Origin of the sequence: Streptomyces sp. NPDC002176 (genome assembly GCF_044903645.1) — a bacterium.
Classification (GTDB): domain Bacteria; phylum Actinomycetota; class Actinomycetes; order Streptomycetales; family Streptomycetaceae; genus Streptomyces.
In genome coordinates this window covers 475,081-499,468 of sequence record NZ_JBJDQW010000003.1, presented here as the reverse complement: position 1 = coordinate 499,468, position 24,388 = coordinate 475,081, and the positions used below count along the sequence as shown (strand labels likewise).

Annotated in this window: 23 protein-coding genes and 1 pseudogene; 12 read left to right on the top strand and 12 right to left on the bottom strand. The window is 71.1% G+C overall.

What is annotated here, in order from left to right:
* Nucleotides 1-2: 2 nt before the first annotated feature.
* A complete protein-coding gene (gene map / locus ACI2LY_RS16060) occupies nucleotides 3-860 on the bottom strand; it encodes a type I methionyl aminopeptidase (protein WP_388992864.1) in 858 nt (285 codons plus the stop codon).
* Between the two features lie 58 nt (nucleotides 861-918).
* Here map and ACI2LY_RS16055 point away from each other — a divergent pair, with 58 nt between their 5' ends.
* On the top strand, nucleotides 919-1,149 hold the full coding sequence (locus tag ACI2LY_RS16055; protein WP_404707668.1) for a hypothetical protein: 231 nt from the start codon (nucleotides 919-921) through the stop codon (nucleotides 1,147-1,149).
* A gap of 67 nt (nucleotides 1,150-1,216) precedes the next feature.
* Here ACI2LY_RS16055 and ACI2LY_RS16050 read toward each other — a convergent pair whose 3' ends face one another.
* Nucleotides 1,217-1,813, bottom strand: coding sequence for a hypothetical protein (locus ACI2LY_RS16050; RefSeq protein WP_404707667.1), 597 nt, complete (start codon nucleotides 1,811-1,813; stop codon nucleotides 1,217-1,219).
* Between the two features lie 127 nt (nucleotides 1,814-1,940).
* Here ACI2LY_RS16050 and npdG point away from each other — a divergent pair, with 127 nt between their 5' ends.
* Both npdG and ACI2LY_RS16040 read left to right on the top strand, forming a co-directional pair.
* Nucleotides 1,941-2,666 (top strand): NADPH-dependent F420 reductase, encoded by a 726-nt coding sequence (gene npdG, locus ACI2LY_RS16045; protein WP_404707666.1) that lies wholly within the window; start codon nucleotides 1,941-1,943, stop codon nucleotides 2,664-2,666.
* Between the two features lie 66 nt (nucleotides 2,667-2,732).
* Complete coding sequence (locus ACI2LY_RS16040; RefSeq protein WP_404707665.1) at nucleotides 2,733-2,930, top strand: hypothetical protein; 198 nt, start codon at nucleotides 2,733-2,735, stop codon at nucleotides 2,928-2,930.
* On the opposite strand, the gene ACI2LY_RS16035 is transcribed toward ACI2LY_RS16040, so the two are convergent.
* A complete protein-coding gene (locus ACI2LY_RS16035) occupies nucleotides 2,920-3,720 on the bottom strand; it encodes a site-2 protease family protein (protein WP_404707664.1) in 801 nt (266 codons plus the stop codon). The genes ACI2LY_RS16040 and ACI2LY_RS16035 overlap by 11 nt on opposite strands.
* A gap of 148 nt (nucleotides 3,721-3,868) precedes the next feature.
* Between ACI2LY_RS16035 and ACI2LY_RS16030 the strand changes: the two genes are divergently transcribed.
* Entirely contained in the window at nucleotides 3,869-7,144 is a 3,276-nt protein-coding gene (locus ACI2LY_RS16030; RefSeq protein WP_404707663.1) for a BTAD domain-containing putative transcriptional regulator, read from the top strand.
* 12 nt (nucleotides 7,145-7,156) lie between these two features.
* On the opposite strand, the gene ACI2LY_RS16025 is transcribed toward ACI2LY_RS16030, so the two are convergent.
* Both ACI2LY_RS16025 and ACI2LY_RS16020 read right to left on the bottom strand, forming a co-directional pair.
* Entirely contained in the window at nucleotides 7,157-7,984 is an 828-nt protein-coding gene (locus ACI2LY_RS16025) for an ABC transporter permease (RefSeq protein WP_404707662.1), read from the bottom strand.
* On the bottom strand, nucleotides 7,981-9,006 hold the full coding sequence (locus ACI2LY_RS16020) for an ATP-binding cassette domain-containing protein (protein ID WP_404707661.1): 1,026 nt from the start codon (nucleotides 9,004-9,006) through the stop codon (nucleotides 7,981-7,983). The genes ACI2LY_RS16025 and ACI2LY_RS16020 overlap by 4 nt, the downstream gene beginning before the upstream one ends.
* A gap of 143 nt (nucleotides 9,007-9,149) precedes the next feature.
* On the opposite strand from ACI2LY_RS16020, the gene ACI2LY_RS16015 reads away from it, so the two are divergent.
* Together ACI2LY_RS16015 and ACI2LY_RS16010 are read left to right on the top strand one after the other, a co-directional pair.
* The gene (locus ACI2LY_RS16015) at nucleotides 9,150-10,361 is read left to right on the top strand and encodes a HEAT repeat domain-containing protein (RefSeq protein WP_404707660.1); all 1,212 of its coding nucleotides are present in this window, start codon (nucleotides 9,150-9,152) and stop codon (nucleotides 10,359-10,361) included.
* 18 nt (nucleotides 10,362-10,379) lie between these two features.
* Nucleotides 10,380-10,811: pseudogene (locus tag ACI2LY_RS16010) on the top strand (hypothetical protein); the annotation flags it as partial.
* 5 nt (nucleotides 10,812-10,816) lie between these two features.
* Here ACI2LY_RS16010 and ACI2LY_RS16005 read toward each other — a convergent pair.
* Both ACI2LY_RS16005 and ACI2LY_RS16000 read right to left on the bottom strand, forming a co-directional pair.
* On the bottom strand, nucleotides 10,817-11,443 hold the full coding sequence (locus ACI2LY_RS16005; RefSeq protein WP_404707659.1) for a 2'-5' RNA ligase family protein: 627 nt from the start codon (nucleotides 11,441-11,443) through the stop codon (nucleotides 10,817-10,819).
* A 107-nt stretch (nucleotides 11,444-11,550) separates the two neighbouring features.
* The gene (locus ACI2LY_RS16000) at nucleotides 11,551-12,702 is read right to left on the bottom strand and encodes a helix-turn-helix domain-containing protein (protein WP_404707658.1); all 1,152 of its coding nucleotides are present in this window, start codon (nucleotides 12,700-12,702) and stop codon (nucleotides 11,551-11,553) included.
* Nucleotides 12,703-12,944: 242 nt separating this feature from the next.
* Between ACI2LY_RS16000 and ACI2LY_RS15995 the strand changes: the two genes are divergently transcribed.
* Nucleotides 12,945-13,355 carry an ATP-binding protein gene (locus tag ACI2LY_RS15995; protein ID WP_404707657.1) on the top strand — a complete coding sequence of 137 codons (411 nt, stop codon included), beginning with the start codon at nucleotides 12,945-12,947 and terminating at the stop codon, nucleotides 13,353-13,355.
* A gap of 279 nt (nucleotides 13,356-13,634) precedes the next feature.
* Here the strand turns inward: ACI2LY_RS15995 and ACI2LY_RS15990 are convergent, their stop codons facing one another.
* Together ACI2LY_RS15990 and panB are read right to left on the bottom strand one after the other, a co-directional pair.
* On the bottom strand, nucleotides 13,635-14,309 hold the full coding sequence (locus ACI2LY_RS15990; RefSeq protein ID WP_404707656.1) for an HAD family hydrolase: 675 nt from the start codon (nucleotides 14,307-14,309) through the stop codon (nucleotides 13,635-13,637).
* Nucleotides 14,310-14,488: 179 nt separating this feature from the next.
* Entirely contained in the window at nucleotides 14,489-15,352 is an 864-nt protein-coding gene (gene panB, locus ACI2LY_RS15985) for a 3-methyl-2-oxobutanoate hydroxymethyltransferase (protein ID WP_031179807.1), read from the bottom strand.
* A 184-nt stretch (nucleotides 15,353-15,536) separates the two neighbouring features.
* Here panB and ACI2LY_RS15980 point away from each other — a divergent pair, with 184 nt between their 5' ends.
* The 4 genes from ACI2LY_RS15980 (at nucleotide 15,537) to ACI2LY_RS15965 (ending at nucleotide 20,374) form a co-directional block, all read left to right on the top strand.
* Nucleotides 15,537-17,123 carry an MFS transporter gene (locus ACI2LY_RS15980; RefSeq protein ID WP_404707655.1) on the top strand — a complete coding sequence of 529 codons (1,587 nt, stop codon included), beginning with the start codon at nucleotides 15,537-15,539 and terminating at the stop codon, nucleotides 17,121-17,123.
* A 65-nt stretch (nucleotides 17,124-17,188) separates the two neighbouring features.
* Nucleotides 17,189-17,809, top strand: coding sequence for a TetR/AcrR family transcriptional regulator (locus ACI2LY_RS15975; RefSeq protein WP_404707654.1), 621 nt, complete (start codon nucleotides 17,189-17,191; stop codon nucleotides 17,807-17,809).
* A 198-nt stretch (nucleotides 17,810-18,007) separates the two neighbouring features.
* The gene (locus ACI2LY_RS15970) at nucleotides 18,008-19,060 is read left to right on the top strand and encodes an endonuclease/exonuclease/phosphatase family protein (protein ID WP_404708152.1); all 1,053 of its coding nucleotides are present in this window, start codon (nucleotides 18,008-18,010) and stop codon (nucleotides 19,058-19,060) included.
* A 99-nt stretch (nucleotides 19,061-19,159) separates the two neighbouring features.
* Nucleotides 19,160-20,374, top strand: a complete 1,215-nt coding sequence (locus tag ACI2LY_RS15965) for an MFS transporter (protein WP_404707653.1) — start codon at nucleotides 19,160-19,162, stop codon at nucleotides 20,372-20,374.
* A 76-nt stretch (nucleotides 20,375-20,450) separates the two neighbouring features.
* Here ACI2LY_RS15965 and ACI2LY_RS15960 read toward each other — a convergent pair whose 3' ends face one another.
* The 3 genes from ACI2LY_RS15960 to ACI2LY_RS15950 form a co-directional block, all read right to left on the bottom strand.
* Entirely contained in the window at nucleotides 20,451-21,614 is a 1,164-nt protein-coding gene (locus tag ACI2LY_RS15960) for a methyltransferase domain-containing protein (RefSeq protein ID WP_404707652.1), read from the bottom strand.
* Between the two features lie 221 nt (nucleotides 21,615-21,835).
* Nucleotides 21,836-22,378 (bottom strand): hypothetical protein, encoded by a 543-nt coding sequence (locus ACI2LY_RS15955; RefSeq protein ID WP_404707651.1) that lies wholly within the window; start codon nucleotides 22,376-22,378, stop codon nucleotides 21,836-21,838.
* Entirely contained in the window at nucleotides 22,375-22,599 is a 225-nt protein-coding gene (locus tag ACI2LY_RS15950) for a hypothetical protein (protein WP_404707650.1), read from the bottom strand. Before ACI2LY_RS15950 ends, ACI2LY_RS15955 begins: the two co-directional genes overlap by 4 nt.
* Nucleotides 22,600-22,905: 306 nt before the next feature.
* Here ACI2LY_RS15950 and ACI2LY_RS15945 point away from each other — a divergent pair, with 306 nt between their 5' ends.
* Nucleotides 22,906-24,378, top strand: coding sequence for an XRE family transcriptional regulator (locus ACI2LY_RS15945; protein ID WP_404707649.1), 1,473 nt, complete (start codon nucleotides 22,906-22,908; stop codon nucleotides 24,376-24,378).
* The last annotated feature ends 10 nt before the right edge of the window (nucleotides 24,379-24,388 follow it).

Here is a 24,388-nt window from a genome sequence, read left to right as displayed (position 1 = left end):
CGCTACGGCAGGGTCAGGATGTCCGCGCCGGTGTCCGTCACCACGAGGGTGTGCTCGAACTGGGCCGTGCGCTTGCGGTCCTTGGTGACCACGGTCCAGCCGTCGTCCCACATGTCGTACTCATGGGTGCCGAGCGTCAGCATCGGCTCGATGGTGAAGGTCATGCCGGGCTGGATGACCGTGGTGGCGTGCGGGGAGTCGTAGTGCGGCACGATCAGCCCGGAGTGGAACGACGAGTTGATGCCGTGGCCGGTGAAGTCCCGCACCACGCCGTAGCCGAAGCGCTTGGCGTAGGACTCGATGACCCGGCCGATGATGTTGATCTGGCGGCCGGGCTTGACCGCCTTGATCGCCCGGTTCAGCGCCTCGCGGGTGCGCTCCACCAGCAGACGGGACTCCTCGTCCACGTCGCCGACCAGATAGGTGGCGTTGTTGTCGCCGTGCACCCCGCCGATGTACGCGGTGACGTCCAGGTTGACGATGTCGCCGTCCCTGAGCACCGTCGAGTCCGGGATGCCGTGGCAGATGACCTCGTTGACCGAGGTGCACAGCGACTTCGGGAAGCCCCGGTAACCCAGCGTGGACGGGTAGGCCCCGTGGTCGCACATGTAGTCGTGCGCGACCTTGTCGAGCTGGTCCGTGGTGACGCCGGGCGCGATGATCTTCGCCGCCTCCGCCATCGCCCGCGCGGCGATACGGCCCGCGGTCCGCATGACCTCGATCGTCTCGGGAGTCTGCACCTCGGGACCGGTGTACGGCGTGGGCGCGGGCTTTCCGACGTACTCCGGGCGGCGGATGTTTCCGGGCACCGGGCGGGTGGGGGAGAGCTCCCCTGGGACGAGCAGCGACTGGCCAGACATGCAGCGAGTCTAACCAGCGGGGCATGAGGGAACATGAGGGTGGCGAGAGGAGCCGTTGATGTCCGTGTTCAAGAAGCGCACCGAGGGCAAGCCGGGCGAGTGGTACTACTGCCTGGAGCACAAGAAGGTCGAGGAGGGTCCCGAGTGTCCCGCCAAGGACCGTTTCGGTCCCTACGCCTCCCCTGACGAGGCGCGCCACGCGATGGAGACCGCCCGCGAGCGCAACGTCGACTGGGAGACCGACCCGCGCTGGCACGACACCCCGGCCGACGAGTCCGACAAGGACTGACCTTTTCCTGACCCGCTCCGAGCCGCCCCCGCCCCTGGTGGGGGCGGCTTCGCGTTTCCCGCCGGAGTCACCAGGGCGCCGCCGGGGGTGCCGTCAGCGTCTCCGCCAGCCGGGACAGCCGGTCCCTGAAGCCCCGGCGGGCCCTGGACGGGCCCGCGTTCTCCCCGGCCGCCGCGCTCACCAGGTGCTGCACGCTGTCCAGGTCCAGCTCCGCGCCGTCCGGCACCGCCAGCGTCTCGTGCGCCATCGCCGCCAGCTCGCCGCCGCCCGCCCCCAGCGCCAGTACCGTCACCCCGGCCCGCCGCGCGGTGTGCACCCGCTCCAGCAGCTCGGCCGGTTCCTCCGGCGCCACCAACAGCAGGGTCTCGCCGCGCCGGGCCTCCGCGATCCGGCCGGGGCCCACCGCCAGATGCGCCGGGTCACCGGGGCGGGCGTGGTGCCGGACCAGGGTGGGGGCCAGCTCGGGCGTGCCGGACCAGGCCGCCTCGTCCACCAGATGCGCGGCCAGATGCCAGGGCTCGTACGCCTCCGTGCCCGCCAGCAGCAGGCCGCCGCCATGGGCCGTCACCGAGCCGCGCAGCACCCCCGCGAACCTGCGGGTCGCCCCCAACCACTCGGTCCCGCTGAGCACTTCGCGCAGCAGCGCGACCCGTACGGCGTCCATGCGGCCGCATCCTGCCGCAACCGGTCACTCCCGCACCGCAGTTCACTCGCGGTTCACCCCTGCGGGTAGCGCGTGACGCGGCCCACCTCGCCGGGTAAGGGCGCCCACGCGGACGTAGAGTCGGCCCATGACCTCCAGCGACAGCGCACAGCAGACCGGTACCGCTTCTGCCAAGGCCCCCGCCAAGGACCCCTGGGACCTGCCCGACGTCTCCGGGCTGACCGTCGGCGTGATCGGCGGCACCGGACCGCAGGGCAAGGGCCTCGCCTACCGGCTCGCCAAGGCCGGGCAGAAAGTGATCGTCGGCTCCCGCTCCGCCGACCGCGCGCACACCGCCGCCGAGGAGCTGGGCCACGGCGTCGAGGGCGCCGACAACGCCGAGACCGCGCGCCGCAGCGACATCGTGATCGTCGCCGTGCCGTGGGACGGCCACGCCGACACCCTGAAGTCGCTCCGTGAGGACCTCGCGGGCAAGCTCGTCGTGGACTGCGTCAACCCGCTCGGCTTCGACAAGCAGGGCGCCTACGCGCTCACCGTCGAGGAGGGCAGCGCCGCCCAGCAGGCCGAGGCGCTGCTCCCGGACTCCCGCGTCACCGCCGCCTTCCACCACCTCTCCGCCGTCCTCCTGGAGGACCCGGAGATCGACGAGATCAACACCGATGTGATGGTCCTCGGCGACAAGCGCGCCGACACCGACATCGTGCAGGCCCTGGCGGGCCGCATCCCCGGCATGCGCGGTGTCTTCGCCGGGCGGCTGCGCAACGCCCACCAGGTGGAGGGGCTGGTCGCCAACCTGATCTCCACCAACCGCCGCTACAAGGCGCACGCCGGGCTCCGCGTCACCGACGTGTGACGGCGGCCGGCTCCTCATGGGGGACACTGGTCGGCGTAGCAGTGTCCCCCGACAGGAGCCGACCCCATGCCCCGCATCGCCCTCGTCACCCTCGCCGTCTGCGTGCTCGCCGTGGCCGCCGCCGTCGTGTCCTTCGTCCAGGGCAGCTGGCTGGGGATCATCTGGGTGCTGCTGGCGGGCCTGACGTCCAACATGACGTTCTTCTACGCCAAGCGCGGCCGGGCGGCGAGGTCGGGCCCGGGCACTGGGTCCGTCACGGGATGACCGAGCACATCTGCGGGGTCTCGGACCAGAAGCGGTACAGGTAGTAGCCGCAGTCCGAGAAGGCGCCGTCCACGCCCAGCGCGCTCAGCAGGGTGTAGATCACGTCGAAGAACGCCTGGTTGACCGAGGGCACCCACAGCAGCGCGAACACGATCAGCAGGCCGAACGGGGCGATCGGCTCCACCTGCCGCTTGATCCCGTTCGACAGCCAGGGCTCGATCACGCCGTAGCCGTCCAGGCCCGGCACCGGCAGGAAGTTCAGGATCGCCGCGGTGACCTGGAGCAGCGCGAGGAACGCCAGCGCGTACCGGAAGTCGCGCGGGACGCCGTCCAGCGCGTGCAGCCAGAACGGCGCCGTGCACACCGCCGCGAACACCACGTTCGTCAGCGGTCCTGCCGCCGAGATCAGGCTGTGCCGCCAGCGCCCCCTGATCCGGCCCCGCTCGATGAACACCGCGCCGCCCGGCAGACCGATCCCGCCCATGATCACGAACAGCACCGGCAGCACCACGCTCAGCAGGGCGTGCGTGTACTTCAGCGGGTTCAGCGTCAGATAGCCCTTGGCGCCGATCGAGATGTCCCCGCTGTGCAGGGCGGTACGGGCGTGCGCGTACTCGTGCAGACACAGCGAGACGATCCACGCGGCCGTCACGAACAGGAACACCGCGAGGCCCGGCTGCGCCGCGAACCCCGTCCAGGTCGCCCACCCGGTCACCGCCGTGATGGCCACGATCCCGGCGAACACGGGACTGATCCGGCGGTCGCCGGTACGGGAGAGGGCGGTGGTCATGGGGCTCCTGACTGCTCGGTGTGCCGGGGGGTGCCGATGGTCGACCGTACCGGTGATGTGAGGGGAACGTCCCGGTCCCGCCCCCGGGTTCCGCTCCGGGCGGGCGTGCCTGAAACCCGGAGGCGCCGGGGCCGCGTCCCCAGGGACAATGGACCCCGTGCGCTATCGGCTACTCGGCACCACCCAGGCTCTCCGTCCGGACGGCACCCCCGTCCCCGTCGGCGGCGCGCGGCTGCGTGCCCTGCTGACCGTCCTCGCGCTGCGCGCCGGGCGGACCGTACCGGCCGGGGCACTGGTCGACGAGGTGTGGGGCGCCGACCCGCCCGCCGACGCGCCGGGCGCCCTCCAGGCGCTGGTCGGACGGCTGCGCCGGGCCCTCGGGGCGGACGCGGTCGCCTCCGCGGACGGCGGCTACCGGCTCACCGCCGCCCCCGACGACGTGGACCTCACCCGCTTCGACCGGCTCACCGGCGACGGCCTGCGCGCCCTCGCCGACGCCGACCCGGCCAAGGCCGCCGTCCTCCTCGACGACGCCCTCGCCCTGTGGCGCGGGCCGGTCCTCGCCGACCTGCCCGACCGCACCGCCGACGCGGCCCGCTGGGAGACCCGCAGGCTGGACGCGCTGCGCGCCCGGCACACCGCCGCGCTCGCCCTCGGCCAGGCCGAGCCCGCCCTGCCCGAGCTGGCCGCCCTGTGCGACGAGCACCCCCTCGACGAACGCCTCCAGGCCCTCCGGCTGCGCGCCCTGCGCGACACCGGCCGCACCGCCCAGGCGCTGGCCGCGTACGAGGAGGTGCGGCGGCTCCTCGCCGACCGGCTGGGCTCCGATCCGGGGCCGGAGCTGCGGGGCCTGCACGCCGAACTGCTGGCGGGCGGCGGACCGGAACCGGCGCCGCCCGCCCCGGCCGCGCCCCGGTCCGCGCCGGGCAACCTGCCCGCCCGGCTGACCTCGTTCGTCGGCCGGGAGTCCGACATCGATGCCATCGGCGCCGACCTCGCCGCCTCCCGGCTGGTCACCCTGCTCGGGCCCGGCGGCGCGGGAAAGACCCGGCTCTCCATGGAGGCCGCCGAAGCCGTCCGGGGCACCGCACCCGACGGGGCCTGGCTCGCCGAACTCGCCCCCGTGGACGACCCCGACGCCGTACCGCAGGCCGTGCTCACCGCCATCGGCGCCCGCGAGACCGTGCTGCACGGCGCGGGCGTCGACAATGTGCGCGCCGCCTCCGACCGCTGGGGCGACCCCGTCGAGCGGCTGGTGGAGCACTGCGGGCGGCGCCGGATGCTGATCATCCTGGACAACTGCGAGCACGTCGTGGACGCCGCCGCCCGGCTCGCCGAACGCCTGCTGGCCGACTGCCCGCGTCTCACCGTCCTCGCCACCAGCCGCGAACCCCTGGGCGTACCGGGGGAGTTGCTGCGCCCGGTCGAGCCGCTGCCCGAGCCGGTCGCGCTGCGGCTGCTCGGCCACCGCGGCGCGGCCGCCCGCCCCGGCTTCACGGTGGCCGACGACCCCGAGGCGTGCGCCGAGATCTGCCACCGCCTGGACGGCCTGCCCCTGGCCATCGAGCTGGCGGCCGCCCGGCTGCGCATGCTGACTCCGCGTCAGATCGCGGACCGGCTGGACGACCGGTTCCGGCTGCTCACCTCCGGCAGCCGCACCGTACTGCCCCGCCAGCAGACCCTGCGCGCGGTCGTCGACTGGTCCTGGGATCTGCTCGACGCCGACGAACGCGAGGTGCTGGGCAAGCTGTCGGTGTTCGCGGGCGGCTGCGACCTGGCCGCCGCCGAGGCCGTCTGCGGTCCCGTCGCGCTGGACGCCCTCGGCTCCCTGGTCGACAAGTCCCTGGTGGTGGCCGCCCCTTCGGCCGGTGCCGGGATGCGCTACCGGCTGCTGGAGACCGTCGCCGAGTACGCCGCCGAACGGCTGGACGAGAGCGGCGAACGCGCCGCCGCCGAGCGCGCCCACCTCACCTACTACCGCGAACTCGCCCGCACCACCGACCCGTTGTTGCGCGGCCCGCGCCAGCGCGAGGCGATCGACCGCGTCCAGCTGGAGTACGAGAACCTGCGCACCGCCCTCCGCCACGCCGTCGACCTGCGCGACGAGCAGGAGGGGCTGTGCATGGTGCTGTCCCTGGTCTGGTACTGGCAGATGCGGGACCAGCGCCTGGAGGTACGGGCGTGGTGCGAGGAGGTCATGGCGCTCGGCCCCAATCCGTTCGCCGATCCGGCCGCGCCCGCCGAGCCGGTGTGGACCCGCAGCACGGAGAACCCGCCCCCGCTCAGCGGCGAGGACCTCACCGAGGCCCGGCGCGGGCTGCACCTCGCCCACCTGGCCTGCATGGACACCGACATGGAGGCATGGCAGAGCCCGGAGGCGCGGGACAAGCTGACCGTCGTCACCGAGGTCTACCGGCCCGGCCTGCCCCAGACCTGCCGCTCACCCGGCATGCTCTGGTGGTTCGCGGAGATGCTCGTCAACGGTGTCGGGCGGCTGCCCGAGATCACCGACGCCACCGTACGCACCTGCCGGGAGACCCCCGGCTACGAGTGGGAGCTGGCGGGCGCCCTCCAGACCCGCGCCAACCTGCTGGCCAACCGCGCCACTTGGGCGGGCGACGCCACCCGCGACGCGGACGAGGCGCTGGAGATCTACCGGCGCCTCGGCGACGACTGGGGCCTCGCCGAGGCGCTGTCCGCGCGGGGCGAGGCCCATGAGCGCCGGGGCCTGTACCTTGAGGCGGCCGCCGACTACGAGGGCGCCATGGCGCACGCCGAACACCTCGGAGCCCGCGCCCAGATGGCCGTTCTCGGCGCCCGGCTCGGCAACGTACTGCTGGAGGCGGGGGACGAGGAGCGCGGCGAACGGCTGCTGCACGAGGTCGTGCACGAACTGGACGGCAGGCACAGCGAGGCCATGCCGGTCGCCCGGCTGCATCTGGCGTCCTGGCTCCTGGTCACCGGCCGCACCGCCGAGGCGCGTGCCCAACTGACGCTGCTGCGCGAGGAGTTCGCACTCTCCCGGTTCATCGTCTTCGACACCATGATCCTGGCCCAGGAAGCCTGGCTGGACGCGGAGGAGGGGCACTCCGAGCGCGCGCTGGAGGCCGTCCGCCGGGCGCTGGACCTGGCCGGTGACTCGCTGTGCGAGGTGGTCGTCCCGCAGATGCCGACCGTCTGCCTCACCGTCGCCGCGCTCGCCCTGGCCCTCGTCCCCGACGGCTCCCGCGCCCTGGACGCCGCCCGCTGCCTGGGTGCCTCGTCGGCCCTGATGCCGGAGGGGCATCTGCGGCCGCAGGTGGAGCAGCGGGGGTACGACCGCGCCGAGGCCCGTATCCGTGAAGTGCTCGACGAGACGGCGTTCCACGCCGCGTACGCCGAAGGCGGTGGCCTCTCCCTCGTGGAGGCCACCGCCCTGGTGTGAAGGTGCCGAACGTCAGGTCTTGGTGCGGAACTTGTGGATGGCGACCGGCGCCATCACCGCGGTGATCCCCACCGACCAGGCGACCGTCACCCACAGGTCGTGGGCGACCGGGCCGCCCACCATCAGACCGCGCGCCGCGTCCGCGAGCGTGGACAGCGGGTTGTAGTCGGTGAACGCCTGGAGCCAGCCGGGCATCGACTTGGTCGGCGCGAAGATGGACGAGCCGAACTGGAGCGGGAACAGCACCAGGAAGCCCATCGCCTGCACGGACTGCGCGCTCTTCATCACCACGCCCAGGGTGAGGAACACCCACATGATCGAGGACGCGAACAGCGTGGCCAGGCCCACGGTGGCGAACAGCCCCGGCCAGCTGGTGATGTCGAAGCCGACCAGCACGGCGACGACCATCAGCACGGCCGTGGCGAACAGCATCCGGCCCAGCTCCACCGCGAGCTTGGCGAACAGCACCGAGCCGCGGCCGATCGGCAGCGAGCGGAACCGGTCCATGACCCCGCTGTTGAAGTCCTGGCTGAAGCCGGTGCCGACGCCCTGCGACATCGTCATGCTCATCATCGCCAGCATGCCGGGGATGACGTACTGCACGTACTGGTCCTGGCCGCCGCCGAGGGCCTGGCCGATGGAGCCGCCGAAGACGAACACGAACAGCAGGGTGAAGACGACGGGCATCAGCAGCGCGTCGAACATCGACTCCGGGTCCTGCTTGATCCACAGCAGATTGCGGCGGACGAGGGCGCCGGTGTGCCGCAGGTGGCCGCGCAGGGTGATGCGGGAGTCCGCCGCGAGCGGGACGGGCGGGGCGGTCGTGGTGGCGGCGCTCATACGGCGACCTCTTCGCGGGTCTCGGCGGGCGCGGCGTCCTGCGGGGCACTGGCGCGGTGGCCGGTGAGCGAGAGGAACACCTCGTCCAGGCTGGGGAGTTCGGTGACGATGGAGGAGATGGTGATACCGCGCGCGGTGACCGCGCCGACGACCGCGGTGAGCTGCTCGTCGCTGAGGATCGGCACCAGCAGGGTGCCGGTCTGGTGGTCCACGGTGGTGGTGGCCAGGCCGGTGATGCCCAGCTCGTCCAGCGTGGTGGCGAGCGGCTCCAGCTGGAGCGGGTCGATGGGGCGCACGCGCAGGGTGCGGCCGCCGACCTTCGCCTTCAGCTCCTCGATCCGGCCGCCCGCGATGACCTTGCCCCGGTCCACCACGGTCAGCTCGGAGGCGAGCTGCTCGGCCTCCTCCATGTACTGGGTGGTGAGCAGCACGGTCACCCCCTCGCCGACCATCGCCTTCACCTCGTCCCACACCTCGTTGCGGGTCCGGGGGTCGAGGCCCGTGGTCGGCTCGTCCAGGAACAGCACCTGCGGACGGCCGATCATGGAGGCGGCCAGGTCCAGGCGCCGCCGCATGCCGCCGGAGTAGGTGGAGGCGGGCCGCTTGGCCGCCTCGGTCAGGGAGAAACGCTCCAGCAGCTCGTCCGCGCGGCGCCGGGCGTCCTTACGGGACAGGTCCAGCAGCCGCCCGATCATGTACAGGTTCTCCCAGCCGGGCAGCTTCTCGTCCACCGAGGCGTACTGCCCGGTCAGCCCGATCACCCGGCGCAGCTGCCGGGGCTGCCGCACCACGTCGTACCCGGCCACGAGCGCCTCGCCGGCGTCCGGGGTGATCAGGGTCGACAGAATCCGTACGAGGGTGGTCTTCCCGGCGCCGTTCGGCCCGAGCACCCCCATCACGGTCCCCTCCCGGACCTCCAGATCCACCCCGTCCAGCGCCTTGGTCTCGCCGTAGTGCTTGACCATCCCCCGCACGGACACGGCGGAACGGCCGCCGCCGGGGTTGTCTTCGATTCGCGTCATGGGGATGACGATGCCAGGGGGCACCGACAATCCACCGACATGCGGCCGACAGGGCCGGTGCCTGGGCGGGCTCGCGTGTCGGTACGGGCGGCTGGAGCCGGGGTGAGGGCCTACGGAATCCTGGTATGCCAGGATCTACCGCTGTGACGGATGACGACCCTCTCACCGGCCTGGAAGATGTGCCCTGGGCCCAGCTGCAGCACTCCTACGGCATGGCCGACGACGTCCCCGGACACCTCAGGGCGATGCAGGCGGGGGTCTGGGAGGGCCGGTACCCGCCGAGTGCGCAGCTCGCGAACCACATCGTGCACCAGGGCACGCGATCGCAGGCTGCGGTGTACACCGTTCCGTTCCTTGTGCGGATGGCACTCGACCCGAGATTGGTCGACAGGCATCGGTTCGTCGGTCTGCTGGTCGCCATCGCGATCGGCCTGGACAACAACTATCTGCCGAACGGCTATGACCCTCGGGAAGACCGCGCCTCCCTGGCGGACATACGCGGCGAAGCCGACGACTCGGCTCGATGGATCGACGAAGCTGCGGACGACGAGCAGCGTAAACAGCGCGAGGCGAGCTGCGCGCAAGTGCTCCTTGACGCCGAAGCGGTGGTGCGTTCGTATGACGCCGTCCGCGAAGCACTTCCCGCACTCGCCGTCCTGCTGACCTCGGACAGCCCTGAACTGCGGGCCAGGACGGCGAACTTGCTGGCATGGTTCCCCGAGTCCGCGGCGACGTCGATTCCGCTCCTGGAGGCTTTCATCGCCGATGAAGTCTCGCCCGGCGCGGCAGCGACGGGAGTCGTCGCCCTCGGCCTGCTCGGCGAACCGGCGACCGTCCCCTTCATCCGGCGCTACCTGGACAGCCCGATCGTCGAGCTGCGCTGGGCCTCCGCCTTCGCGTTGACGCGATTCGGTATCGCCGACCCGGCCGTCGTCGACGTGCTGACACAGATCGTCGCCCAGCCGCCTGAGAAGACCGAGACCATGTCGTTCCTGAGCGGCTCCTACATGAGTCTCGCGGCGATGGCCCTGGCCGAAACACCCGAAGCCACGACACTCCGGGCGGTCGATGCCATGCTGGTCGGCCTGGCCGACTGTACGGGCGTCGAGGCGTTCGACGACCGGTACTACACGGCGCAGACGCTGTTCAGGCTGGTTTTTCCGGACGATCCCGCCGAACCGCTGCGGTCCTTCGGCGACCTGAGCGATGTGCAGCAGCGTGTCGTCCGCTTCGTCGCCGACCAGGACGAGGGTGGCTGGCCATCCGGTGGGATGGACGCTTTCCGTCGGTGGAAGGTGCCGACCAGCCACTCTGAGCTGCGCGTCTACGCCGGGATCGGCCAGTCCGGCCCATAGGCCGACGCCAAGGCCGCGGTCCCGGCGGGCACCGTCCATCAGCACCAGGCCCACGGCGAACTCGACCTGCACTTCGCCGGCCTGCCGGTCGACGTGAACCCCCCCTTGGCCTCGCCGAACCGGCCGTCCTCGCGGCGAGCCCCCTGCTCAGCGAGCTGATCATCACCTACACACGTCATCGCCTACACGCGCGAGCCCGAGGACGACAGCCCACCCCGGCTACTCCTGCGCGCCGTCCCCCTGGACCAACTCAAGTCCACCCCGGAGCGACCTCGGCCTGCCTTGTCCCCCCCGGCCAACGACATCGGCCCGGCGGCCACTGCCGGACTCAGCACAGCCCACCTGCGTCGGGGCCCGTGGGGTCACCTGTGGGCCGACCAGGAGGCCGCGGGGGCCGCCGACTGGCGGATCGACAGCCTGCTGGACCTGCTCGCAGTCGTCGGCCACTGAACCACCTATCCCAGAGGTACAGAGGCGGAGGTCTCCCACTCGTACATCTCGTTGTCCCGGTGGATGACGATCAGCTCGGCGCTGGTCACCCGCGCCTGGGCCGGGGTGAACTCGCGGGTCGCGAGGGCTCCTTGGACAGGAGCGGCAGGGCCGTCACTCGCGCTGTAGGCCACCGAGACGTGTGGCCTGAAGCCGGTGGGCTTCTCGGGCACGTCGTGCAGTACGTCACCGATGGCACCGCGAATCGCGTCGCGGACCTCGGTCACGGAACCGGCCGGGTGGGCGGGCAGCAGGATGGCCTCCGGGGCCAGCACATGCGGGCCCACCCGGACGTCGAAGGCCGGGACGGCGGCCAGCCTCTCGCTCGCCGCGTCGGCGACGGCGCGGACATCCCGCTCGGCGACCTCGCCGACGAACCCGATGCCCTGCATGGTCAGATGCAGCCACCGGTCCGGGATCAGGGTCAGCTCACCGGCGAACGGAGTGAGCGCGTCCCGGTACTCGGCGGCGAGCCGGTGTACGTCGTCCTGGCCCTCCCACGTCAGATGCCACGTGTAGAACCGCCGCCCGACGCTCCAGCCGGGCCGCCACCACCAGTGGTTCCGCAGGGTGTCCGAGGAAGTGAGAGTCATCCGGCGATCCAACCAGCCCGCGCCAGAGCCTGCGCGCCGTTCCGCGATGACGGCGCGCAGACCGGTGGACCGGAAGCGCCGCCGACATCCTGTGAGCGGGTCGGGCGCTACTGCTCGATGGCCTTGAGTATCTGGTACGCCTCTCGCAGGTCAGCGCTCTCCGGAAGTTCTCGGGCCTCGACCGCCCTGACGACCTCCAGCGCCCGCCAGTGGTTGGACGGGGCCACCTGTCCCGACAGGATGGCCTTCTGCGCGGCATCGCAAGCCTCGTCCAGTCGGTCCTCCTTCAGGAGGGCCAGAGACAGGTCGAGGTTCGCGGAGGCCACGCGGCGCGGCCACTTGGACACATCATCGCTCGGGCTCAGTCGCCTGATGACTTCTCGGGCGTATGGCTCAGCAGCGGAATCCCCCAGCCAGGCAAGGGTCGTCGCCGTGTAGGACAGCGCCTTGGTCGGGTCATACCGGTAGTGATGCTCCGGAGTATCAGGGTTTCCGAGGGAAGCCGACATCTTCTGGACCCGCTCGATCGCCAGATACGTCTCCGACGCGTTTCCCAGCCGCGCGTGAGCCCTGCCCTCCTGTGCGGTCGCCTGAATCATGGCGGAGGTGCCGACCGGGGCGATGTCCTGAGACGTACGGGAAATCTCCACCGCGCGCACGTAGTCACCATCCGTGAGAACGCGCCATGCCTCGGTTTCCTGACACCAGGCTTCGATTTCCGGATGGTTGGCCTCTCTCGCCAGCGTTGCGGCTGTGCGAAGGCGAGCGGTGGCGGCGTCATCCTCCATCAGGTCGATGTGAACGGTGGCCCCCAGCAGGGAGAGCCAGCCGCCGACGACCAGCAGTCGGCGATGCTCGGACAACGTCTTCTTCGCGTCCAAGAGTCTTACGACGTAGGCGGAATGCTTACGCACCTTCCGCAACAGGTCTTCGGGGTCCGACTTGGGATAGGCCATCGCCAATTCATCGAATGACTTCTCCAGTCGACTCAAAGTCACCGGACCCACATCGCTTGCCTGAACGCGTCGTGCCAGCTCCCACGCGTCCATTTCGTCGTCGTGACGTACCGAGGATTCGACTTCGAGCGACAGTCCAAGAAATTCGTTCAGGGCCTGGATCAGCTCTGGAGACGGAGCCTGTTTTCCATTCAGAACGCGACTCAGATAAGCGACTTCGTAGTGCAGTTCGCTGGCCGCACCCCTGAGGCTCTTGCCTTGCTCCCTGAGTGCCTTACGCACCGTGTCGGCAAAATCGATCATGAGAGCTGCTCCCGTTGACTGTTGACCCAGAGCATAGTCAACGCTGGTCAACTCCCTGGCAGATACGGCAGATCGTTGAGTGAACGGACAACACACAAGTGCTCCGGTGGTCGCGTGGAACAGACCTGGAGCTTGGCCGGCCGGTTGGAGTCGACATGGATCACAGTACCGCCGCCCCGCCCAGTCGGGGGAGCGGGGACCTCGCGCCGGTGGGCGGGGCCGCGCTCCTGACAGAGCGCCACATGAATGACAGTGGTCGGTTAAGCGCTCGTTTCCCGAAGACCCGGGCCAGCGTCAGCAAGGCGCGCGAGTTCGCGCGTTTGTTCGCTGACCGCATTGGCGTGGACAGCTTGGCGGGTGACCTGGCCCTGATCGTGTCGGAACTGGTGACCAATGCCGTCCTTCACGGCAAGACCGCGCCCGGCCGACAGGTCGAAGTCGCCCTCGAACACAGCCCCGGACGAGTCCGCGTGGAAGTGCGCGACACCGGCGAAGGAATGCCCCGTAGGCGTCCCAAGGTTCCCTTGGCGGTCTCCGGTCGGGGGCTTGAAATCGTGGACGCCCTTTCCGAAGCGTGGGGAGTCACGGAGCAGGTCGTCGGCAAGACCGTGTGGGCCGAGTTGGTCGTCAAGTCCTCTGAGGCTGCTGGATGATCGGCGACTTCGAGAAGGTCGTTGAATACGCGGTGTGTGTCGACCCGGACGCACAGCAGGGTGTTTCCCACGCATGGTGCATGACGTGCGGAATGCGATCGCGGGAGGCCGAAGATGGGGGCGTCGTAAGGGACTGGTGTCTCCGGCATGCCGAGGAGACCGGGCACAGGCGGTTCCGGGGCGTTGTCACCACATTCCTTGTGGTCGTCCCCGCTCCCGGCCAGTCCGCATGACCCCGGACTGGCCGTCCGCTCGCCTGGCCGGTCTGATCGGGGTCCATCAGCAGACCGTACTGCCCCGAAGTCCTCTGGCCCACGCCAGCAGTTCGGGTTCCGCCAAGCTCGTGCCCAGCCAGTCGTGGTCGAGGTCCGTGCCGGGGAGGGACGGGATCACCGCGACGTGGAGTCCGGCGGCGCGGGCTGAGGCGATGCCCGTGGCCGAGTCCTCGAAGGCGACGGAGTGTCGGGGGGTCGCGCCGAGCGCTTCGCAGGCCGTGAGGTAGAGCTCCGGTGCGGGCTTGGGGGAGCGGACTTCGTCGGCGGCGAAGGTGTGGGTGAAGAGGTCGGTGAGTCCGGCCGACCACAGGGCCGCGTCCAGCAGTTCGCGTGGGCTGTTGCTCGCGACGGCAACGGGTACGGCCGCCCGGCACGCGCGCACCAGTTCCGCCGCCCCGGTGAGGGCCATGGCACCTCGGGACAACTCCTTGCGGACCCGCGCGAGGAGTTCGGCGGCGAGTTCGGCGCCCGCGCCGGGGCGCTCGAGGTACTGGGCCATCGCCTCACCGGCGGCTTCCACGGTGCGGCCGATGGCCAGCGCCTTCTGCTCCGGGCCGAAGGGGTGACCGTGCTCGGCGAAGATGGCCGATTCGGCGACGGTCCAGCAGGCTTCGGTGTCGACCAGCAGGCCGTCACAGTCGAAGACCACGGCCTCGGCTCGGGCGGGGAGCGAGCGCATACGGGAATCCCTTCGCGGTGGACACGGTGGATCTTGCGCTCACCCTAGGGTGAGACCCGCGAGAGAAGCCGCGATCCTGCCCGGAATCAGGCAGGCGCAGGCCGGTTCCCGGTGCGAAAAGAGGGCAGCCCGCCGATAGGGGGAAGATCGGCGGGCTGCCCGTGGTGGTGCCGCAGTGGCTAGTGGACGGAGTGCTCGTCGAGGGGGAACGTTCCGCCGACGACGTCCTCCGCGAAGGACTTCGCCGCGTCGCCCATGACCTCACGGAGCGCCGCGTACTTCTTGACGAACTTCGGGACCCGGCCCGAGGTCAGACCGAGCATGTCGGTCCAGACGAGGACCTGCGCGTCGGTGTCCGGGCCCGCGCCGATGCCGACCGTCGGGATGTGGAGGACACGGGTGACCTCGGCCGCGAGCTCCGCGGGGACCAGCTCCAGCACGACCGCGAACGCGCCCGCGTCCTGCACCGCCTTGGCGTCGCGGAGCAGCTGCTGGGCCGCCTCCTCGCCGCGCCCCTGGACCCGGTAGCCCATGGCGTTGACGGACTGCGGGGTGAGGCCGATGTGGGCCATCACCGGGATGCCGGACTCGACCAGCAGCCGGATCTGTTCGTGCGACCGCTCGCCGCCCTCCAGCTTGACCGCGCCCACCCCGGCCTCCTTGACCAGCCGGGTCGCCGAGCGCAGCGCCTGCACCGGGCCCTCCTGGTAGGAGCCGAAGGGGAGGTCGCCGACGATGAGGGCGCGGCTGGTGCCGCGTACGACGGCGGCGGAGAGCATGGTCATCTCGTCGAGGGTGACCGGCACGGTGGTCTCGTAGCCGAGATGGCAGTTGCCCGCCGAGTCGCCCACGAGGAGGACGGGGATGCCCGACTCGTCGAAGACGGAGGCGGTCATCGCGTCGTAGGCGGTGAGCATGGGCCACTTCTCGCCCCGCTCCTTGGCGAGGGCGATGTCGCGGACCGTGATGCGGCGGGTGCCCTTTCCTCCGTACAGCGTCTTGCCGTCGGAGGGCTTCGTCTGGGCAGCCGAGAGCTGCGTCATGGCAACGGCTCCTTCAGTTCATCTCGAGGCGCCCTTTCGGCGTCCCCGGATCGGTTCCATGGTGGCACTTCGTGCCGGAGGTGGCCAGAGGGGCCCCACGCCGGGCGTCCCGCCGCGCAATACCTCGGCAAAGGAATTCAGATACGAGACGGTGCCGTATTGAAATGAGTCTACGATCGGGCACATGACAACCTCCGTCCCTGCCCCCCGGATACCGGAAGCCGTGCACCGGCGCCGCTGGGCGATCCTCGGCGTGCTGATGCTGAGCCTGCTCATCGTGGTGCTCGACAACTCGATCCTGAACGTCGCCATCAAGACCATCGCCACCCCGGCGCCCACCGGTCTCGGCGCCACGCAGAGCGAGATCGAGTGGGCGATCAACTCGTACACCCTGGTCTTCGCCGGTCTGCTCTTCACCGCCGGGCTCATCGGTGACCGGCTCGGCCGCAAGAAGGTGCTGCTCGGCGGGCTGGTGGTGTTCGGCATCGGCTCCGCGCTGGCCGCCGAGTCAGGCTCCCCGGGCCAGCTGATCACCTACCGCGCCGTGATGGCCCTCGGTGCCGCCTTCGTCATGCCCGCCACCCTGGCCGTGCTGATGAACGTCTTCGAGCGCTCCGAGCAGCCCAAGGCCATCGGCATCTGGGCGGGCGGGGTCGGTCTCGCCATCGCCATCGGCCCGATCACCGGCGGCGCGCTGCTGGACCACTTCTGGTGGGGCTCGGTCTTCCTGATCAACGTGCCCATCGTGCTGGTCGCCCTCGCCCTGATGGTCTGGCTGGTCCCCGACTCCCGCGACCCCAAGCCCGGCCGCCTGGACCCCGTCGGCGTGGTGCTCTCCGTGCTCGGCCTGGTCCTGCTGGTCTACGGCATCATCAAGGGCGGCGAGCTGGCCGACTTCACCGACGCCAAGGTGCTGGCCACGATCATCGCCGGTGTCGTCGTCCTGGTCGGCTTCGTGGTCTACGAGAAGCGCAGCGACCACCCCTCGCTGGACGTGACCTACTTCCGCAACAAGGTCTTCTCGGCCGCCATGGCCGCCATCGCGCTGGTCTTCTTCGCGCTGATGGGCGTCACGTTCTTCGGCGTCTTCTACACCCAGAGCGTGCGCGGCTACTCGCCGCTGGAATCCGGCCTGCTGATGCTGCCGCTGGCCGCCGCCCAGATGATCTTCGCGCCGCGCGCCCGGCTGCTGGTCGACCGGTTCGGCAACAAGGCCACCACCACCGCGGGCATGCTGCTGATCGCCGCCACCCTGGCCGCGTTCGCCACCTTCGAGGCCGACACGCCCATCTGGCTGCTGGAGGTCGTCTTCTTCCTCATGGGCACCGGCATGGCGCACATCATGACCCCGACCTCGGTCGTCATCATGCAGGCCCTGCCCCGCGAGAAGGCCGGCTCCGCCTCCGCGCTCAGCAACACCTTCCGCCAGGTCGGCGGCGCCCTCGGCATCGCCGTACTCGGCTCGGTGCTCGCCACCTCCTACCGCAACGGCATCGAGGACAAGCTCGGCGCGCTGCCGCCCGGCCTGCGCGACACCGCGGGCGAGTCCATCGAGGCCACCCTCGGCATCGCCGAGAAGCTCGGCCCGCGCGGCCAGGCCCTCGTCACGCCCGCCCACGACGCCTTCCTGCACGCCATGCACGTCACCGCCCTGTGGGGTACGGGCGTCGCGCTGGTCGGCGCCGTCGTCGTCGCCGCGTTCCTGCCGGGCAGGCCCCCGGCCGCCCAGGCGGGCGAGCGCGAGCCCGAACTGATCAGCACCGGCGACTGAAGGTCCCGAGGGAGGCTGCCGCTGCGGGAGAATCCTCCGCAGCACACCGAGAGGACGACGTAGACGTGAGCCTTGCCGCAGACCGGCCCGCGCAGCCCACCCCCGCCCGGGGCAGGCCCCGCAGCGAGACCGTGGAGCGCGCCATCCTGGAAGGCGTGATGAAGCTCCTGGAGGACGGCGTACCCCTGGCCGACCTCTCCATCGAGCGGGTCGCGCGCACCGCCGGGGTCGGCAAGGCCACCATCTACCGCCGCTGGAGCGGCAAGGAGGAACTGTTCGTCGACGTCATGCGCGCCGCCGAACCCCCCGACCCGGAACTCCCCGGCACCTCCATGCGCGACGACCTCGTCGTCATGCTGGAGACCCTGCGCCGCCGGGGCCTGGCCAGCCGGTCCTCGGCGATCATGCACAACGTCTACGTCCAGGCGAAGTGCAGCCCCCGCATCTGGGCCGCCTACGAGGCGAGCGTCATAGCGCCCCGCCGCGCCCTCACCCTGGACGTGCTGCGCCGGGGCCAACGCGACGGCGAACTGCGCGCCGACATCGACGTGGAACTGGCCAACGACATGTTCGTCGGCGCCATGCTCGTACGCACCGTCCTGCGCCCCGACGCCGACCTTCCCGAGGGGCTGTCGGAGGAGATCGTCGACACGTTGCTCGTCGGCCTACGGCCCGTCAGACCGTAGGTTCCGCAGCCCGGATGTGCGTGTTTCGTCACAGAACCCCTCCGTGGCAGGGGTTCTCGGAACTGCCGGCGCCGCCTCGCACGTCCTCGTCTTCCGAACGGCCGTCATGGGACGGCGGAACGAAGCCGGACATCCCCTAGGGTCGTACACACACACGGGGGGATGACGGAGAGCACGGCAGGCAGTGAGGCACACGGTATGGCGCAGCAGGCGTACATGACGGAGACGGACAACGGCGGCTCGGGCCCCGAGCGACCAGTGTCCCGGCTTCGACGCCTGGCGCACCGGCTGTTCGGTGGCTGGCGCGGCGACCCGGGGATCTGGCGCCGGGGCCTGGTCACCGCCGCGGTCGCGCTGGCGCTGGCGCTGGTGATGCTGGTGCACTCGCGCATCCCCAACCGGCTCGGCAACCTCGGCAGCCTCATCGAGACCTTCCTGCCCTGGCTGGGCCTGGCGATCCCGGTGCTGCTGGTGCTCGGCTTCGTCCGCCGCTCCGCCACCGCGCTGATCGCGGTGCTGCTCCCGGCGATCGTCTGGCTGAACCTGTTCGGCGGGCTGCTGCTCACCGACAAGTCGGGCACCGGCGGGGAACTGGTCGTCGCCACCCACAACGTGAACGCCGACAACCCCGACCCGGCCGCCACCGCCCGCGACGTCTCCGCCTCCGGCGCCGACATGGTCGCCCTGGAGGAGCTGCCCGCCTCCGCCGTGCCGGTGTACGCCGACGCGCTCAAGGCCACGTACCCCTACCACGCGGTGGAGGGCACGGTCGGGCTGTGGAGCAAGTACCCGATGAGCCAGGTGCGGGCGGTCGACATCAAGCTCGGCTGGAAGCGCGCCATGCGGGCCACCGTCTCCACCCCGGACGGCCTGGTCGCGGCGTACGTCGCCCACCTGCCCTCGGTGCGGGTGAAGCTGGAGGCCGGGTTCACCGCCCGGCAGCGCGACAAGAGCGCCGACGCCCTCGGCGAGGCCATCGCGGACGAGACCCTCACCCGGGTCGTGCTGCTCGGCGACCTCAACGGCACGATGAACGACCGCTCGCTCAACGCCGTCACCTCCCAGCTCCGCTCCACGCAGGGCGCGGCGGGCAGCGGGTTCGGGTTCAGCTGGCCGGCCGCGTTCCCGATGGCGCGGATCGACCAGATCATGGTCAAGGGCGTCGAGCCGGAGAGCTCCTGGACCCTGCCGCGCACCAACAGCGACCACCTCCCGGTGGCGGCCCGTGTGAAGCTCGACACGCCCTCGTAACCCGCTGGAATAGTGGCCTTGAAAGACTTTGTTCCGTACGGGAACATAGAAGATTCCCCCTGAGCCCTGTACGGCACTTTCGTCTGGAGAGGTCCCTTCATGCCCCTGGCCCTGCTCGCCCTTGCCGTGGGCGCCTTCGGCATCGGTACCACCGAGTTCGTGATGATGGGCCTGCTGCCCGACGTCGCGGACGACCTGCACATCTCGATCCCGACCGCGGGACACCTGGTCTCGGCGTACGCGCTGGGCGTCGTCATCGGCGCCCCGCTGCTGGCCGCCGTCACCGCGCGGATGTCCCGCCGTACCGTGCTGATCGGCCTCATGGCCCTGTTCGTCGCGGGCAACGCGCTCTCCGCGCTCGCCCCCGGCTACGAGTCCCTGCTCGCCGCCCGCTTCCTCAGCGGCCTGCCGCACGGCGCCTTCTTCGGCGTCGGCGCGGTCGTCGCCACCGGCATGGTCGCGCCGGAGCGCAAGGCCCGCTCGGTGTCCCTGATGTTCCTGGGGCTGACCGTCGCCAACGTCGCGGGCGTGCCCGTGGCCACGCTGATGGGCCAGAACCTGGGCTGGCGGGCCACCTTCCTCGGGGTGAGCGCCATCGGCCTCGCCGCGATAGCCGCGCTGGCCCTGCTCATACCGCGCGACCACACCCACGCCACCGCGGCCGGGCTGCGCCACGAGCTGGCCGCGCTGAAGTCCGTGCCGGTGTGGCTGGCGCTCGGTACGACGGTCGCGGGCTTCGGCGCGCTGTTCGCCGCGTACAGCTACGTCACCCCGATGCTGACCGACTCCGCCGGGTTCGCCCCGGCCAGCGTGACGCTGCTGCTCGCGCTGTTCGGCGTCGGCGCCACCGCGGGCAACCTGCTCGGCGGGCGCCTCGCCGACCACGCGATGCGGGGCACGCTCTTCGGCGGGCTCGCCGCGCTCGGCGTAGTCCTGGCACTCTTCCCGGTGCTGATGCGCGCCGAGTGGAGCGCCGCGCTCGGCGTGACCCTGCTCGGCATGGCCGCGTTCGTCACCGGCTCCCCGCTCCAGCTCATGGTCATGGAGAAGGCCGCCGCGGCCCCCTCCCTCGCCTCCTCCGCCAACCAGGCCGCCTTCAACCTGGCCAACGCCGGCGGCGCCTGGATCGGCGGCCTCGCCCTCGCGGCGGGCTTCGGCGCGACCTCCCCGGCGCTGGCCGGTGCACTGCTCGCGGTGCTCGGTCTGGGCGTCGCGGGCGTCGCGTATGGCGTGGACCGGCGGCGCGCGGCTGTCCCTGCGGGACGGCTGGTGGCGGCGCACGTCCCCGAGCCGCAGGAGCAGGTACACCGCTGACTCCGGCCGACCGACGGCTGTCGGGCCCCGTCCTTCCCTTTCCACAGGGGGTGGACGGGGCCTCTTGCGTGCTCGATCAGACCGGCCAGTCGTCCTCGGGATCGTCGAGCCACACGAGCTGACGTCCGTCGGCGCGGACGGTGAGACCGAACCGGTCGATGCCGGGCCGTCCGGCGGCCCTCCACCAGTCGAGTTCTCTTGAGACCTCGTCCCAGAGCCGTCGCGGCCCGGCCTGCCAGACGTCCGCCTTCCGGCCGTCGTGCAGCAGGGCGCAGGCCCACGAGCGGTCCGTGAGCCCGTAGAACCAGACGGGCCGCGACCCGTCCTGCTTCGCCGCGACGGACTGATGGCAGTCGCGCACCCTGAGTCCCAGGACGAACGTGGCCGGGTCGAAGCGGTCCGCGCCGAGGAGATCGGCCTCGGTCACCTCCGCCGTCGAGTGCTCCGCCTCGGTCACGCCGTCCGGGACGTACGTCTCATGACCGGCGAAGGGGAGCCGTTGGGCGCGCAGCTTCATGAACTCGGCGGGGCCCACGAACCTCCCGCATGCATGTCCGTCAGCGACTTCGAGCCGGACGATCGCGTCGGCGTTGCTGTAGTGCGTCCCCCAGGGGGCGACGATCAGTCCATGCTCGTGGGTCTGCTCGATCCAGGTGGGCGGCAGCTGCCGGACTCCGGCGGTGGCGATGACCCGGTGGAACGGTGCGCCGTCCGGGTCGCCTCGGGCGCCGTCCCGGGTGAGTACCGTGCCGAGCAGACCCGCCGCTTTGAGCCTTTCGCGTGCGGTGTCGGCGACCTGCGGGTCGATCTCGATGCTCGTGACGTTCGGCGCGCCGAGCCGGGCCGCGAGCAGACCGGCGTTCCAGCCGGTGCCGGTGCCGATCTCCATGACACGGTCGCCGGGGCGTACGTCGAGTGCGGCCAGCATCCGGAAGACGACCGAAGGCATCGAGGCGGACGAGGTCGGCACCCCACCGGGCCCGGCGCCGCCCCCGTCGTCCCACTGGGTGACGACAGGCACGTCCGCACAGGCGTAGCCCTCCCAGACATCCGGCTCGGTACGGCGGTCCACACGCGTGCTCTCGCCGCTGTCCATGTCGTGCGCCCAAAAGACGTCCGGCAGGAAGCCCGAACGGGGCACGGCCAGGAGAGCGGACGACCAGTCCGGGGTCAGTGCCCCGGACGCCCCGAGGGAACGGGCCAGCGCGGCCCGCTCCCCCGTCATGTCGGCCGACGCCATCAGGCGGCGAACCTCGGGCCACCGTCGGGAGACGGCGGCGTCGGCGGCCCCGGCCAGGGCTGCCCGGGCAACTTGTCGCCGCCCTCGCCACCAGCGGCGGCCAGCAGGTGCGTCATGTGTGTCTCCCTCGTCTTCGACATCGTGGGCCCGTCCGGCGGGTGCCGGAAGGGGTGGGACCGTTCTGCCGGGGCCCGGCACAACGGGGTTCAGGTGGTGGGCGGTCACACCGCGCGGAGCGTGACCTCACCGCGCTGCCACACCGCCGGGCAGACGTCACCGGCATGCCGGAAGCTGTAGTACGGCGCGTTCGACACGGGTCCGTTCCAGCGGTACGGCATGACCAGCGGCTCGGCGAGGCGTACGGTCTGCCGACAGCGCAGGCATGTCACCCCGTCCGTACCCATGGCGTGATCGTGGGCTTCGATGTACGCCTCCGCCAGAGGCAGGCTGTCCGTGCACCGCCGGAGCGCACAGGCGGAGCACGACTCGACGTGGACGGCCCAGCCGAGGTAGGCGGCGACCTTGGCGAGGCGCTTCGTCCAGCACGCCTTGCAGGCCCGGCTCCACAGCCCGGGCGCAGGGTCGAGCGGCTCCAACTCGTCCGCGCCCTGGCACCAGAGGCAGGCGTCCCCGGCCCGCTGGGCGCCAGTCATCTCCGACAGGCTGGGCAGCTCGACCATCAGCACGGTCTGCCCCAGCCATTCCGGGCCCTCATGGCCCGACGTGGTCGTATGGCCCTGTCCCGAAGCGGACTTGGCACTCATCGGGCCGCCCCCGGCGTCCGGTGCATCGGGCACTCGCACGGCGGCATCGAGCTGCTCATCAATCCCAGCGGGAGCAGTTTCGTGGGGCGCGGGACCACCAAGGTGGCCTGCGGCGGCTCGGTGACAATGCCCTGGCGATCCACTCGGTAGACCCTGATCGTCATCGCCGCACCCGACTCACCCTTGTCGGACGGGGTGGCCGGGACAGTGCCGTTCGTCATGTCAGCGCTCCTTCATTGGCGTTGACCATGCCCCTGGGTCGGTCGCGTCGGCCGCCGGGGTACCTGCGTCTGGGGGCGCCGCATCGTGCTCCGGCGCCCTTCCAACGGTGCCGTTTTTCGCAGTCGGCGTCACGGGCACGCGTGCCCAAGTTCTTTGGACGCCGGAGGCCCTTGCTACCAGCAGCGATGCCGCGTTCCGGACCACAAAGCGGTCGTCCGGGACATCCGTTTCGGGGTGACGGCCACTCAGTCGAGCCCCTTGGTCGCTACCTTGAGGACACCAAGTACCTGTGCAGGGAGCACGCTATGACCGCCCCTATGAAGCCCGGCTCGAAAGCCGACCGGGGTGCCCTCCGCACTGCGATGCTGGCCAAGGGCGCCAGCCATCTGGACATCGCGGTGGAGATGCGTACCCGCTATCGGATGCGTCCGCGCGAAGCATGGCGGCATGCCCTGGGCTGGACCCTCCAGGATGCGGCCGACCGCATTACTCAAGCCAGCGCCGGGCGTCCCGGTGAGGCCGTGGGCGCGGACGCCTCGCTGGTCGGGAAGTGGGAGAAGTGGCCGTCGCCGGGGGCGCGGCGGCCCAGCCTTGCCGTTCTGTTAGCCATGGCTGCGGCGTACGGCTGCACCCCGGCCGACCTCCTCGACCTGGAGGACCGCAACGTGCTGCCGGAGAGAGACCTCCGCGTCCTCAGCAGCACACGCGACGTTCCCGCCGAGGCCCGAGCCATCATCGAGGTGCCGCCCTCCGTGCACGTGCCCGAGCCCGTCGGTTCCGACCTGGTTCGACTCGCGGCCGACGAGTCCGCCGCCTGGGCGACATGGGCCGAAGCGTCCAACATCGGGGACATCGCCCTCGATCAGCTCATGGCCGAGACCCGGGCGCTGGCCTCCGACTACCTCACATCCGATCCGATCGTCCTCTTCACGCGGACCCGCGCCCTGCGGGACCGGGTGTTCGCCCTGCTCGAAGGCCACCGGTACCCACGGCAGTCCGGAGAGTTGTACCTCTACGCCGGGTATCTCTGCGGGCTGCTCGCCTGGATGTCGTCCGACCTCGGGCAGCTCCGCGACGCCGACACCCAGGGCCGCACAGCCTGGCTGTGCGCCGAGCTGACCGGACACGACGACTTACGCGCCTGGGTGCTGTCCACCCGCTCGGCGATCGCCTTCTCGCGTGGTTGCCACCACGACGCCATCGGCTTCGCCCGGCGCGGCGCCACTTACCCCACCACTGGTTCTGTCGCCGTACTCCTCGCCTGCCAGGAGGCCGACGCGTGGTCGGAGCTGGCCGCGGTCGACAAAGCCCTGGGCTCCTTGGCCCGCGCCTATCAAGCCCGTGATGCCGCTACCGGCGAGGATGAGGTGGGTGGCATCTTCGCGTGCCCGCAGGCCCGCCTGGAGAACTATGCGGCTGCGGTGAACCTACGGTCCGGCCGTCCCGCTGACGCCCTGCTCGCCGCGACACGCGCACACGAGCTGATCGTTGCTCAGCCGGTCCGGGCGTACGGCACGAAGGCGCAGATCCACATCAGCCAGGCCGCCGCTCATCTCGCCGCTGGTGAGGCCGAGGGGGCGCTGGAGGCCCTGGAGCCCGTGCTCGTCCTTCCGCCGAACCAGCGTCTGGCCCCGGTCGCGCGCCGACTCGGTGAACTGACCACCGGCACGAAGGGTGGCGGAGTCGCCGCGATCAGCCTGTGCGCCGCCATCGAGGAGTGGTGCGTGGACTCCGCTCCGCGACGCCTCGCGCTCTCGCCAGGCACCGGCGCGGCCTGATTGGATCGCC